Raw genomic sequence first — 12,766 nt, 5'->3', positions numbered from 1 at the left:
CGAAAATTTGAAACAGAAAAATATTCCACTAAATGAAAATTTCATAAAAATGCTATCCAATAGCGCCCTTTCCTGAAATGAAAATCTGGAACATCGTATGGAAAGTTCCGGCCAGTCGAGTGGCTTTCCAATTGAGGATGCGGCATAGGCTTGACCGGCGTCCAGTCGGCGGAGATTGACAGGGGCGCGAAAACCGGGGAGCCCGGCCACCACAGTTCCGCATCCCGAATTCCGGTGAGGTGGAGCGCTGTCACTTCCGCTCGACTACACGAGATGTATGAAACCCATAGAGTTCCGACATCGGTGCTATCCTGCACGTTGAAGCCCAAAGGCGCGCTCCATATCCGCCCGGCTTACAGTGGCGCCGAATAGCGGTGTGCCGGTCTCGAACGAACGGCTGAAAGCCAGCGGTCCGGCATCGACAGGATCGAAACCGATACGGTCGATAAAGCAAGCCACCTCGCGACGTGCCTCCGCGTCGTTCCCGGCTACAGCCAGCGCACGACGCTCGGGATCACCTGCCGGACGGGCTTCCTCATCGATTTCATGATAGCCCATATGATTAAAGCTTCGCACCAGCCGTGCGCCGGACAAAAAATCCTGCACAACCATGCTGCTTGAGCGCCCACCTTCAAATTCGGCAATCGTTCCGTCGGTCGGAGCCCAGTAATTCATGGCATCGACAACGATCTTGCCAGCCAGCAATTCCGGTGAAAGGCTTCGATACTTGGAAAGCGGCAAAGCAAGCACTATGATGTCAGCAGTAGCGATTACATTGCGTGCGGTGCTGGCCTTCGCGCCCGGAACCATGATTTCCAGCACCAGTGCTATATCTTCCGGCGCTTTGGAGGTCGCCACTCGCACCTCATAGCCCGCCGTTACCGCACGACGGGCTATAGCAGTGCCAACGCGGCCCGCGCCTAATATACCGATGGTCCGAACCTGAGATGTTGGCATATTTGGTTTGCTCCTATCTACTTTCCAGAGCCCAGTTCCGCATCGACCAGAGGTTTTACCCTGGTGCCCAACAGTTCTATCGAGCGCAGGAATGCCTTGTGTGGCATTTGTCCAACGTCCATCTGGAAGAATTGCCGCATATGACCGATGTGGCGGTGCAACTCGATGATACGTTCTGCGATTTCCTCCGGGCTACCCGCAAAAAGCGCTCCCGCACCGCTCGCTTCCCGATCATAATGAGAACGGGGAGGTGGCGCGAAACCGCGTATCCTACCAAGCTGTTCCATGACGGCATGCCAGTGGGTCCAGAAGAATTCTTTGGCTTCAGCGGCATTCTCGTCGACAAAACCCGGCGTGGCGACCGAGACTTTCACCTTCTCCGGTGCTATGTCCGCTTGAGCGGCAGCGCGCCGATAAAGATCGGCCAGTGGCGCAAAGCGTGAAGCCTGACCACCAATGATGGCATAGGAAATCGGTAGGCCGAGCAGGCCGGCACGAACTGACGAGTGCGGATTACCGCCGGTCGCAAGCCAGACTGGCAACGAACCGTTGTCGGGGCGCGGCACAACAAGCGCGTCGTTCAGCGCCGGACGAAACTTACCCTGCCAGATAACTTTTTCGCTATCATTGATTTTCAGAAGCAGATCAAGTTTTTCAGCATAAAGCTCATCATAATTGTTGAGATCATGCCCGAAAAGAGGAAAGGATTCCGTGGAGGAGCCTCTACCCGCCGTAATTTCAGCGCGACCATTCGACAGCGCGTCCACCGTTGCAAACTGTTGAAAAACACGTACCGGATCGTCAGTACTCAACACGGTTACGGCGCTGCCAAGTTTAATGTTCTTCGTGGTCGATGCTGCAGCGCCCAGAACGACGGTCGCGGCCGACGCTGGCATTTCACGCGTATGATGTTCACCGATACCGAAGTAATCGAGTCCAACTTCGTCGGCGAGTTGGATCGCTTCAAGCAAATTGCGCATCGCATCCGCCGTAGAGCCAAGTTCTCCCGTTTCTGCATTTTTCTGCACATCACCGAAACTATATACACCCAGTTCCATACTGCTCTCCTTTGGGCGCTCATCGATGCGTGATGCCCGAAAGTATCCAATCGTAACTGAGTGTAATATTGGTACCGCTTTTAATCGCGCAAGAAGGCACGTTTTTGAAACCCGGTATCTTCGAAGTACCCATGGCGCATGAGCCACCGGGAGGAAAAGATAGCGACATGGAAGGTTTTCAACGCATCGTTATGGCCTTCTCGGGCACCAATCTCAGGGCCGGGTATAACCGTCGTATCGGTAATAATCAGACCTGGATATTGAAAAGCCTTGAGCCATTTGGCATCATGCTCACCGACATTCCAGAAGGCTTCGGCTTTGGTGGCTGACCACTTTTGCCTACTGAAGATTAAAGTGATATCGGGCTGAAACGAAATGCAAGACTGCGCCTGATTCAGGTCCTCAAGGACGGCACCATTTCGGCAAACGAAGCGTCGCAATGGTTGCTCTTTCGTGAAGTTCTGATTCTTCATGTATCTGTTCGTTAGAACGCCGATCTGATTCAGCCAGATCGGTGTTCTGACATCTCTTTGACCCGGTTCGGATAATAGCTTCCCGATTTTTTATCAAATAACGCGTACCGATTAATGCAGTGTATCTTGAATCAACAAAGCCCCTTCCACCAAATTAATAGGTCCTGACCCTAAGCCCTTTATGAGACTGTAAAAACTCGATATACACTATGATTATTCATCTCAAAATTGTCCCGCCTCTACACATCCATCGGACATTCCACCAATGCGGATTGCATTTTACGCACCCCTGAAATCTCCTGATCACCCGGTACCGTCAGGAGATCGGACAATGGGATCATTGCTCATGCGAGCAATAGAGATGTCGGGGAACGAAATTGAGATCATTTCTCATTTCAGATCTTTCCATCGCCAACAAAATGATTTTCTTAGTCTAATAAAAGATGCAAAAATTGAAAAGAAAACAATAATAGAGAAATTTAAGAATGGTTTTCTTCCTGACGCATGGTTCTCATATCACGTATATTATAAATCGCCCGACCTGATAGGACCATCCATTTGCCGTTATCTTAATATACCTTACATAACAGCAGAATCCAGCTATGCTGCTAGCCGAGATCGTTCGGGCTGGGATGCGGAGCAGCGCCGGGTGAAGATTGCGATCCGTATGGCGCAACTCAATATTCACTTCACCCAAAGAGATTTGGCTGGTTTGCGATCGGTCGCACCTGAAGCTCACTATGCGGCATTACCTCCCTTCATAGATGCTGGAATCTATTGGCGTACGCCTGCTTTCAATCCAACGCGCCTCGTGACGACGGCTATGATGAGGAAAGGTGACAAGTTAGCCAGTTATCGGATGCTTGCGGACGCTTTATCTCAGATCAACAATAGAGACTGGACGCTTTCCATAATTGGAGACGGCCCCGAAAGGCCCGGTATCGAGGCGCTATTTTCACACTTTCCGGAAAAAAGGATTGATTGGCTCGGGCAAAAAAACAAAGAGGAAATCGCTGAAATCCTGAGTGAGGGCGGTCTCTATGTCTGGCCGGGAAACGGAGAAGCCTATGGCATGGCTTATCTTGAAGCCCAGGCGGCTGGACTCCCGGTGATTGCTCAAAGGACCGCAGGAGTTCCTGAAGTCGTGATCAACGGCAGGACTGGCCTGCTAACGCCGGAAGGAAACACAATTGCGTATGCCGATGCGATCAAGTACCTGCTGGACAACCCTGGTGAGGCATCCAGGCTTGGTCGGGCGGCTCGCTGTTTTGTGCATAGCGAACGTTCTCTTGAGGAGACAGCGAAGAGAATGCATGGCTTTTTAAGCACGCTGAAAAGACCGCCCCGATGAAGCAAACTATCCTTGCCCCCTTGCTGGCGGAGATGGAGCGTTGGGCGCATAATGGGCGTGTCGCTCGGTTTTGGCTACGCGATGACGATGCGGTGGATCCAACGCCCGCACTCGACCGGCTAATCAACCTTTCTGACCGTTATCGTGTGCCGGTTGCCCTTGCCGTCATACCGGAGTCAACGGGCCAAGAGCTGGCACTACATCTCTCCGGCAAAAATCTTGTCACGGTCGCCGTCCACGGATGGTCGCATGAAAGCCATGCTGCACCAGGTCGAAAGAAGCAGGAGCTTGGGCCGGAAAGGCCGCTTGCGACGGTTCTCCGTCAATTGGAAACAGGGCTTTCCAAACTGGAAACACTCTATGGCCGACAACTTTCGCCAGTTCTGGTTCCGCCCTGGAACCGGATCGATCAGGATATCCGCGTTGAGTTGAGGAAATCAGGCTTCCGCGCGCTTTCGGTTTTCGGCACAGCCAAAACCGAGCCGGGCGAAATCCCGTGCATCAATACCCATGTCGATCTTATGGACTGGCACGGAACACGTGGTTGCCGTCCGCACGGCGATCTGGTGGCCGATATAGTCACCCAGATGAAACAGCGCTTCGACAACGATGACGAGCCGATCGGCATTCTGGCACACCATCTCGTGCATGATGATGCGGCGTGGGCTTTCCTGAACGCATTGTTCGAGATCACCACAACAAAACCGGGAATTGCCTGGAAGAATTTACCCGACCTTCTGTCTTGAGGTTCAGACAATCACAACCTGACGGTCGCGCGCTGCGAAAGCCGCGGAAAACAGTTCCCGTGTTGCTCGCTCGCATTCGTCCAGCGCGTCGTCCGTGCGGGTGGGGGCGTGATGAAACAGCGCAAAACGCTTCACGCCCGCAGCCTTTGCAAGCCGCGCTCCGTGACGCCAGGTCGAATGACCAAAGCCGAAGCAGCGTTTCATTTCGTCGTCGGTATAGGTGCAGTCATAGACCATCAGATCGCAATTTTCGATCAACGCCAGCACATTGGGATCAAGCTGATCCCCGGCGTGTTCCGTATCATAGACGAGTGCCACCGATTTTCCCGCCCACTCGATACGATAGCCGATGCAACCGCCGGGGTGGTTCAGACTGCCCGTGCGGATCGTCACGCCATTGCACGGGGTAAGCTTGTCACCTGTCTGAAAATCCTGAAATTCGACCGCGGCTTTCCAGATAGCCGGTGCGATGGGAAAAAACGGCGGTCGCATGAACTGATTGAGCAGTTCCCGGGTCGTCATCTGGCTATGCAGATGACCGGACCAGAATTTCACCCGCGCCGCAGGATTATAGACCGGCACGAAGTAAGGCAGTCCCATGATATGATCATAGTGGGAATGCGTGAAAAACAGATCGTAGTGCGACACGCCCTCTGCAGCCATCGCCTCCCCAGCTTCCCGAATTCCCGAACCGGCATCGAAGATCAGCCTGTGCTCACCGCATTGCAATTCTATACATGGCGTATTTCCGCCATAGCGCTCAAATTCGGGGCCTGAGACTGGAATACTGCCACGTGTTCCCCAGAACCTGACCCTTATTTCATCATCCGTCATCGCATTTGCCACCCAATACCACCCAAGCATACATTCAATCTGTTGGCAGGCGATAGCAATCTGTTTTTTAAACTTTATGACATCTATTATTCATTGCCGACCGGAACAGGAATCTCCCCTTCATGTCCCTTGCAGATTTACCGACCATTGCCGTCATCGCCGACGCACATTTCCACGACCTTTATGGCGACTACGATTTCAAGGGAATTGAAACCAAAAACGGCGTCATGACTGCGCGGCGGCTTACAGATACGGTTCGCTCGACACGCGTTTTCAATGAAAGCTATCAAGCGCTGCGTGCTGCGCTCGACGACATTGCCCGGCGGCAGATCAGGCATGTTGTCCTTCTGGGCGATTATTCCGACGACGGCCAGATCGCGACACTTGCCGCGCTTCAACGCCTGCTCGATTCCTATCGGCACGCTTACGGGATGGTTTTCACGGCAGTTCCCGGCAATCACGATATTTTCGGCCCTGCCGGACGCCATCATGGCAAGCGCCTGCTGAACGCTGACGGCAGCTACACTTTCGTCGCGAGCAGCGCGGAATTCATCGATCATGAGGCGAATGGATTTGTTCTCACGCCCAAAATGTATTGCAAGGGCTACCCCGAAGGCTTGCAGGCCATAACCGGCCTCGGTTTCTTTCACCGAGATGGCGACCTTTATTGGGAAACGCCTTTCGGAACAGACGATGCACCGGAGCACCGGCTTTATAATGTAACATCACCGGACGGTCGCAATCGCTATAGCCTCATGGATGCTTCCTATCTGGTGGAGCCCGCCCCCGGCCTCTGGCTGCTCATGCTCGACGTCAATGTCTTCGCGCCGCGCAATGGCAACTTCGCAGGGGGCGAAGCGCAGGCTTTCGTGGACAGCACCAATGCCGGATGGAACGCTGTAATCGAGCACAAGCATTTCCTGTTTCAATGGATGCAGGACGTGGCCCGACGCGCATGCGAAGGCGGCAAATGCCTGCTTACCTTTTCGCACTATCCGACCATCGACATGCTGAACGGCACGACTGCGGACGAGTTTTCGCTCATCGGCCCAACCGGGGCCGTAAAAAGGACCCCTGCCCCGGCAACGGCGCAAACCATTGCGAATACTGGAATTGGCGTTCATTTCAGCGGTCATCTGCATATCAACGACACGGCGCAGGCGGTATCCGGTCGGGACTGGCTGATCAATGTCGGTGTGCCGTCGCTCGTGGCCTTTCCGCCCGCCTTCAAGATTGTCAAAACAGATGGCAACAGTATCGAGATCGAAACGGCCATGCTCGATGGGCTTGCCCGGGACGCTCATCTCGACGCACAATACCGGACGGAACTGGCGCTTACCCGCAAGGACGTCGGCACCATTCTCGATACGCCGGACTACGGTTCGTTTTTGTCCGAGCATGTGCAACAGCTTGTCATTCACCGCTATCTGCGCAAGGAATGGCCCAAAGATCTGGCCGCTATCGCCAAAGTTCTGACACTTGCCGACCTGGTGTTTCTGGTCAATCAGCCTTCATCCATGGATATGGACGAGGCGACCGGCATATTCACAATGACGCCAAAAGGTCACTGTTCCGAAGACGAAATCCGAATATTCTGCGCCGAACATACCCTGCACGGCGAAACGCTTCAGGCTGTTTCGTTTCTGGAACTTCTGGGCGACTGGTACCGCCTGCGCAAGGCAAGCGAGTTGGCGTTCGGGTGGATATGTCCGCATCGGTTGCGCATCTACCAGACATTCATCGCGCTTTTTGCGTCGAGAACCGACAAGCTGGGTAGCCTCCACGAAAAAATCGGTATCCTGTTGCGCATGATGGGGGCTTACATGGGCGGGTTGCCTTCACGCAACTTCCGGATCGACCTTGGAGATGGTTCGATCCAGCCGCTCTAACCATTTTTTTAGCGCCGACTGCGCTCTTGCGTCAGTTCCGCCGTTGTATGACTCAGTCTGCTGGCCAGAACCCGCATGATCTCGATTGTTATTTCGGGATAATCGGTCAGGAGTTTTAGAAAATGCTCCTTGCTGATACGCAAAGCCTCAAGTGCTGTGGAAGCCGTGACCGTTGCGGTGCGCGATATATCGCAGAGAATGCCTATCTCTCCGACGATTGAATCATGCTTCGCTTCCGCGACCTTGATCGATCCTTCCGGCGTATCGACAAGAATATCGGCATTGCCCGACAGAATGACATAGGCTGCGTCTGCACTATCACCCTGATGAAACAGCGACTGGTTGGCCTTGTAACTGACACGGTCGGAGGTAAAAGCCAGGAGTTTCAGCTTAGCCGGTGACACACCGGCAAAGAGCGGAATCCGACGCAACATCTCCACTTCGTCTTTCAGAAGCATGGACTCACCTTTTCTTCCCCTGCCTTCCTTCCATCCCGCGAAAAACTGCTGGACAGGCTCATTGTGCTACCAGTTCCCTGAACACGCCACCCTCTTTAAGCAACGTCTCGTAAGTGCCATCCTGAACCAGATGACCGCTCTCGAATACGATAACGCGATCAAAATTGCTGGCGAGAGGAAAATTGCTCAAAGTCCATATTATAGCGGGAGTGTGTCCTTCCTTATGAAGGTTTTGCATAATATTCTCCGCGATCTGAATCTGTATCCGCTGATCCAGCGCTGGCAGCGGGCGATTGAAGATCACATAATCGGCACGCTTGAGCAAAGCGCGCGCGACATTGATCTTCTGGCGCTGAACGCTTGTCAGTCGTTTTCCGCCCGAACCGACATCGAAATCGAGTCCTATCGCAAGGATCGCTTCCGATTGGCCCAAAGCTTCGAAAAGGTCGATGACGATCGCCCGTATACGTTCCAACGCATCTGCCTGACCGTAACTCACTTTACCGAAAAGAAGATTGTCGAGCAGGCTCGCGCTGGAAATGAACTTGTCCGGATGATAGGTCTCGATCACGGCCTGCAACTCGGACGGCAAATCCCGTACAATCTGCTTTCTCGCCCTGACAATCTTGGCCTTCAGGACATCGGTCAGCAAACCGAAACGATGGCGCGGCTCGAGGTAGGCAAAGCTCAAACGGGTAATACTGACCCAATCGTCCGGTGAAACGCCTCCGACCTCGACACCCTGCAATTTCTGGATAAGCAGTTGGTAGTCCGGAATATCCTCCGGACGCATGAAGGTAAGCTGTTGAAAGAAGGGATGGTCTTCCGGCAGATCCCGGAAAAGCTCAATCGCATTCTCTGCGATTTCCAGTCCCATCCGATAAAGATCCGCATAGAGATCGTTTTCGATCAGTATCTTTTTAAAGAATGGGTGCGCGGCCAGTTGCCGGATCGTCATCGATGAACGATCGAGCACACCGAAAAGCAGATTTTCACCGACAGTCGCCTGCAGATTGTATGTATCCGGTTCGAAAGGAACAACAAGATCGGCAAGGCTTTCTTGATCGAGCCTGTCACGCAAGGCCTGCCGGAATTCCACGATATGATCGCCAAGCGCTGGATGCGCAATCGTATCGACCTGCGACCTCAGCGCCATGTCGATGATATCGTGCTTGATCATCACAGCCTCGAGTACGGGACGCACGACCGTGCTGAGCTCCGCCGCGCCCGATATTCCCATCGACGCATAATCGACCCAATCGCTGTTCAGGTCGAAAGCCGGATTCTTTGCTCTCTTTGCTTCCTGAATCTGCCAGCGGCGCTCGACGGCCGCAGCGCCTTCATACCGAACCTCGGTCAGCGGTGCGTGCTTGAGACCATAGAGCAGGTTGTCGCGTAGCGACCCGCTGAAGAAATAGGCATCCGACGACGCATAGGCGATGCGACGGCCGGTGACGGATTCCGGCAAGGAAAGAATATCATGCCCGTCGATGGTAAGTCGTCCGGTATCGGGCCAGACTAGCCGCGCGAGAAGTTCCGCGAAAACTTCGGTGCCGCTGCCCGCCGACCCGATCACGGCAACGGTCTCGGTCGGACGGATTTCTATGTTGAGGGGTTCCAGCAGGCGTCCGCCGCTGTCATCCAGAACCGTTACATTGGCGGCGACGAACGACTGATTGAGCGGCGGAATCCTTTTGTACTCGACCGCATGGATTTTCGGATCGATCAGATTGTCGACGTTGAACTGCTCGACGACCTGCGCATATTTGACCTGCACGTCCTGCCGTGATTGATCCCAATCGATCAGTTCTTTCAAGGGACCGGGAAGGTCCTTGTAGGCATTGATCACGGCCACAAGCTGGCCGATATCGAGGCGGCCATGCAGCGCAAACATCCCGCCGAGCATATAGAAAAGAAACGGCGTGACCTGCGCCAGAAAGTTATTGATGAACTTGACCAGAAATTTCCACTGATAAAGATCATAACGGATAGTGAAGATGCGCCCAAGCCGATCAGCGATATCGGCGCGCTCGAAATTGGACGTATCGTTGCCATGAATGGCGCCGATACCATCGACGATCTCGCCCACGCGGCCTGAGAGCTGGCGGGCCGTGAGCTGGCGCTGGCGTCCCAGTTCGAGCAATCGCTTGCGCATTCTGGGGATGATAATGCCCTGCGCCGCAACGATGACGGCTGCGATCATGCCAAGCCAGAAACTCTGCATCAAGATGAAAATCAGCGCTGTCAGCGCCTGACCACCCAGCAAGGCGGGCTGAACGAATGCATCGCCGGTGAAACCGCCCAACGGTTCCACCTCGTCCTTGATCATCGTCGCGATTTCCGCCGAGCGGACCCGCTTGAAATGAAAGGGCGGAAAACGGAGAACCCGGTCGATCAACTCGAAACGGATGCGCCGCAGCATACGTTCGCCGAGGCGGCCCTTATAGGTATTGATATAGAGCTTGAAGAGGCCGTTGATGATGACCAGCAGAAGGAAAACCAGACTGAGCCCCACCAGCATCTGAATGCGGTTGAGCTGCAAACCGCCAAAAAACACTACCTCTCCGAAATAAGGAAAGTCGTAGGCGATGCGCATGAAGGTCTGCGTCGCGCCCGGCGTCTCGAATCCTCCACCCTGTATGGGCCCGTTGATGATCTGCTTGGGCAGATCGAATGACAGGAAATACGGAATCATCGACAGGGCGACGATCATAAGAATCCATGCCTGCTGGAGACGTGTCGAGGACCAGATATAGCGGGCAAGGCTTTTTTCCATGGGCACCACACTGGCACTTCCAGCAAAAAGGGGAACCGGTTTGCTCAGAAAGTGCTGCAAGAACGAACTAGTGGATTGAATTTGACGTTTGAATCCCGACGGAATGAGATGCTGTTTCAAACGTCAAATTCGAGAAATCCACTAGATACATAAAGTTGCTAATGGTCTTTTCGATTCCCACATTTGCTCGGCGCCTGCATCAGAGGGATGCAAATGTCGGAACTAGACCACTAGAACGGCTACAGGCTTCTGTTTGACAGAAATCCGCTTCTTTTATTCAACAGACTACATTCTTCTTTCGTATATGCGATTAATGAAAAGCACTCTATCTTTTTGTTTGTGCCGATGAAATTGTTCTCTCCGCCCCATCTTCCTCAGAACAAGAATGCATTTTTCTCACTATCTATAGCTGGAAGCATCATGCCAGCCATGCGGCCTGTTCCGCTGACACCACATAGACCCGGAGCGGACCTGATCTTCCGCGAATGGAAATATCCTCCGCTTCCAGCCCCTCGACTTTCGTGTTCGCGCCAACTGCGACCGGTTCCGAAAAGACGATTGCCGCATCCCGCGCTTTGGCGATATTTTCCAGCCGACTGGCAACGTTTACGGTATCGCCGACTGCCGTCAGCCCCTTCACCTTGTCGTAACCCATGGTCCCCACGATGGCGGGGCCGGTATGAATACCGATAGCGACCCGCAACGGTAGTGAAAGTTCATCGGCCATTTCCTCATTGAGGCGCTCTATCTCCCGCACGATCTGGACCGCCGCGGCAAGGGCATTCCGGCAGCTATCCTCACTCGATTCACGCAGTCCGAACAGGGCCATGGCACCGTCGCCGATAAATTTGTCCAGCCTGCCATCGGCCAACTGAACAGCCTGCCCGACAACAGCGAAATAACGGTTCAGGAGAAAAACGACATCGTAAGGCAACTTGGTTTCCGCCAGCTGCGTGAAACTGCGCAGATCGCAAAACAGCACTGTAATGTCCCGCTCTTGTCCGGCAACCGTCAATTGCGCCGCTCCATCAGCAGCAACATCCGGGTCCGGCATAATCAGCGGCACTACGCTGACATCCTTTTCCGGGCGCAACTGGCAACCGAGGCGGACATCGCGGTCGGCACCAATGCGAAACAGCGTTTCTTCTTCAATGGAACCAGGTGCCGGCAATTCGTCACCTCCCTTGATCACTCTGACACGGCAGGTGGAACAACGGCCTTTACCGCCACATATCGAGTAATGTGGAATTCCGGCAGACCGACTGGCTTCAAGAATGCTGAACCCGCGGGGAACAGTTACGATTTCACCGTTTGGGTAGGTTATCCTGATCTGGTTCGCCCACTCCCGCCAGCTGCGCAAGGCGCGAAAGGTCAACAAAAGCGCAATAGCGCCGCCGAATGTGCCATAAAGGGCCAATCTGATCTGAAACTGGCTTACTGGATCGATAGCCCGCGAAAGTCGTGCGTTCTCCCCGCCCGACAGGGAAGCTGCCTCGACGGGAATAGTGGCAAGGGACCGCCCGGAATTTGCAAATCCGAGCAGTGCAAGAACGGGCAGCAGGATGGCGATACTCAGCAGAAGCGGTGCAGCACGCTGAAACCACCTTCTCGGACGAAGCCAGAAATAGATGCCTATGCATCCATGTGTCCACGCAACAACAAGGGCTATGGTCTGCTTTACGCCGTTGAATGGAGAAGCGACCCACAGCGTATAAACAATATTTCGATAGGTATCGTTATAGCCCACCAGTTCATGTCGGAGACGGGTGCCGATCACGTGTTCCATGATCAGGAGCGGGATCAACAGACCGAGCAGAATTTGCATCATTTCGCCAAACGGCAGCTTCAGCGAGCGCCGATTATAGAGCGAACGCAGCACAAGACTCAGGTGTACTAGTATCGCACCATAGAGAAGCGTCGTTCCAATCGGATTACGCCATAGCAGCAGAAAGAGCAGTCGGCCCTTTTCAGCAGCATTCAACGAAATCAGATTCAGCGCATGATTGCTCATGTGCAACACAAGGAACGTTACCATCACAAGCCCGGAAGCCAATCGAGCTTTTCGCAACAGACGTTCGGATGGAACGCGGATTTTGGACGGTGCTGTCATTCAGGCTTTGACCGGTTTCTGGCAAGCTGCATATGTCGGCGGCAATCTTAGGCGGACGCGCGTAAAAGCAAAAGCTTAAAGCGTTCCCTGCATCCGCCCAGGTGCAGCGTGTTC

10 protein-coding genes are annotated in these 12,766 nt (G+C 53.8%); 3 read left to right on the top strand and 7 right to left on the bottom strand.

Annotation, left to right across the window (positions count from 1 at the left end; translation table 11 throughout):
* Positions 1–306 precede the first annotated feature (306 nt).
* The 3 genes from FHS76_RS03060 to FHS76_RS03050 all read right to left on the bottom strand — a co-directional run bounded on the left by FHS76_RS03060 (position 307) and on the right by FHS76_RS03050 (position 2,488).
* The gene (locus FHS76_RS03060) at positions 307–957 is read right to left on the bottom strand and encodes an NADPH-dependent F420 reductase (RefSeq protein ID WP_183647914.1); all 651 of its coding nucleotides are present in this window, start codon (positions 955–957) and stop codon (positions 307–309) included.
* A gap of 17 nt (positions 958–974) precedes the next feature.
* Positions 975–2,015 carry an LLM class flavin-dependent oxidoreductase gene (locus FHS76_RS03055; RefSeq protein WP_183647911.1) on the bottom strand — a complete coding sequence of 347 codons (1,041 nt, stop codon included), beginning with the start codon at positions 2,013–2,015 and terminating at the stop codon, positions 975–977.
* Between the two features lie 80 nt (positions 2,016–2,095).
* Entirely contained in the window at positions 2,096–2,488 is a 393-nt protein-coding gene (locus FHS76_RS03050; protein WP_183647908.1) for a hypothetical protein, read from the bottom strand.
* A 265-nt stretch (positions 2,489–2,753) separates the two neighbouring features.
* On the opposite strand from FHS76_RS03050, the gene FHS76_RS03045 reads away from it, so the two are divergent.
* Entirely contained in the window at positions 2,754–3,839 is a 1,086-nt protein-coding gene (locus FHS76_RS03045) for a glycosyltransferase family 4 protein (protein WP_183647905.1), read from the top strand.
* Complete coding sequence (locus FHS76_RS03040) at positions 3,836–4,585, top strand: polysaccharide deacetylase family protein (protein ID WP_183647902.1); 750 nt, start codon at positions 3,836–3,838, stop codon at positions 4,583–4,585. Before FHS76_RS03045 ends, FHS76_RS03040 begins: the two co-directional genes overlap by 4 nt.
* Positions 4,586–4,588: 3 nt before the next feature.
* Here the strand turns inward: FHS76_RS03040 and FHS76_RS03035 are convergent, their stop codons facing one another.
* Positions 4,589–5,419, bottom strand: coding sequence for an MBL fold metallo-hydrolase (locus tag FHS76_RS03035; protein WP_183647900.1), 831 nt, complete (start codon positions 5,417–5,419; stop codon positions 4,589–4,591).
* Positions 5,420–5,541: 122 nt separating this feature from the next.
* On the opposite strand from FHS76_RS03035, the gene FHS76_RS03030 reads away from it, so the two are divergent.
* A complete protein-coding gene (locus tag FHS76_RS03030) occupies positions 5,542–7,308 on the top strand; it encodes a metallophosphoesterase family protein (RefSeq protein ID WP_183647896.1) in 1,767 nt (588 codons plus the stop codon).
* A gap of 8 nt (positions 7,309–7,316) precedes the next feature.
* Here FHS76_RS03030 and FHS76_RS03025 read toward each other — a convergent pair whose 3' ends face one another.
* The 3 genes from FHS76_RS03025 to FHS76_RS03015 all read right to left on the bottom strand — a co-directional run bounded on the left by FHS76_RS03025 (position 7,317) and on the right by FHS76_RS03015 (position 12,652).
* Positions 7,317–7,766 carry a cyclic nucleotide-binding domain-containing protein gene (locus FHS76_RS03025; RefSeq protein ID WP_183647893.1) on the bottom strand — a complete coding sequence of 150 codons (450 nt, stop codon included), beginning with the start codon at positions 7,764–7,766 and terminating at the stop codon, positions 7,317–7,319.
* A 58-nt stretch (positions 7,767–7,824) separates the two neighbouring features.
* A complete protein-coding gene (locus FHS76_RS03020; protein WP_183647891.1) occupies positions 7,825–10,542 on the bottom strand; it encodes an ABC transporter ATP-binding protein in 2,718 nt (905 codons plus the stop codon).
* Between the two features lie 418 nt (positions 10,543–10,960).
* Entirely contained in the window at positions 10,961–12,652 is a 1,692-nt protein-coding gene (locus FHS76_RS03015; protein ID WP_235992547.1) for an adenylate/guanylate cyclase domain-containing protein, read from the bottom strand.
* Between the last annotated feature and the right edge of the window lie 114 nt (positions 12,653–12,766).

This window comes from Brucella daejeonensis, from assembly GCF_014199265.1.
In the GTDB taxonomy this organism is placed as follows: Bacteria; Pseudomonadota; Alphaproteobacteria; order Rhizobiales; family Rhizobiaceae; genus Brucella; species Brucella daejeonensis.
The sequence above is the reverse complement of the archived record's forward strand: the minus strand, read 5'-3'. Positions and strand labels throughout refer to the sequence as shown.

Coding starts and splice junctions, on each gene's coding strand:
- FHS76_RS03060 (WP_183647914.1), bottom strand. CDS start 957: ATGCCAACATCTCAGGTTCGGACCATCGGTATATTAGGCGCGGGCCGC.
- FHS76_RS03055 (WP_183647911.1), bottom strand. CDS start 2,015: ATGGAACTGGGTGTATATAGTTTCGGTGATGTGCAGAAAAATGCAGAA.
- FHS76_RS03050 (WP_183647908.1), bottom strand. CDS start 2,488: ATGAAGAATCAGAACTTCACGAAAGAGCAACCATTGCGACGCTTCGTT.
- FHS76_RS03045 (WP_183647905.1), top strand. CDS start 2,754: ATGCGGATTGCATTTTACGCACCCCTGAAATCTCCTGATCACCCGGTA.
- FHS76_RS03040 (WP_183647902.1), top strand. CDS start 3,836: ATGAAGCAAACTATCCTTGCCCCCTTGCTGGCGGAGATGGAGCGTTGG.
- FHS76_RS03035 (WP_183647900.1), bottom strand. CDS start 5,419: ATGACGGATGATGAAATAAGGGTCAGGTTCTGGGGAACACGTGGCAGT.
- FHS76_RS03030 (WP_183647896.1), top strand. CDS start 5,542: ATGTCCCTTGCAGATTTACCGACCATTGCCGTCATCGCCGACGCACAT.
- FHS76_RS03025 (WP_183647893.1), bottom strand. CDS start 7,766: ATGCTTCTGAAAGACGAAGTGGAGATGTTGCGTCGGATTCCGCTCTTT.
- FHS76_RS03020 (WP_183647891.1), bottom strand. CDS start 10,542: ATGGAAAAAAGCCTTGCCCGCTATATCTGGTCCTCGACACGTCTCCAG.
- FHS76_RS03015 (WP_235992547.1), bottom strand. CDS start 12,652: ATGACAGCACCGTCCAAAATCCGCGTTCCATCCGAACGTCTGTTGCGA.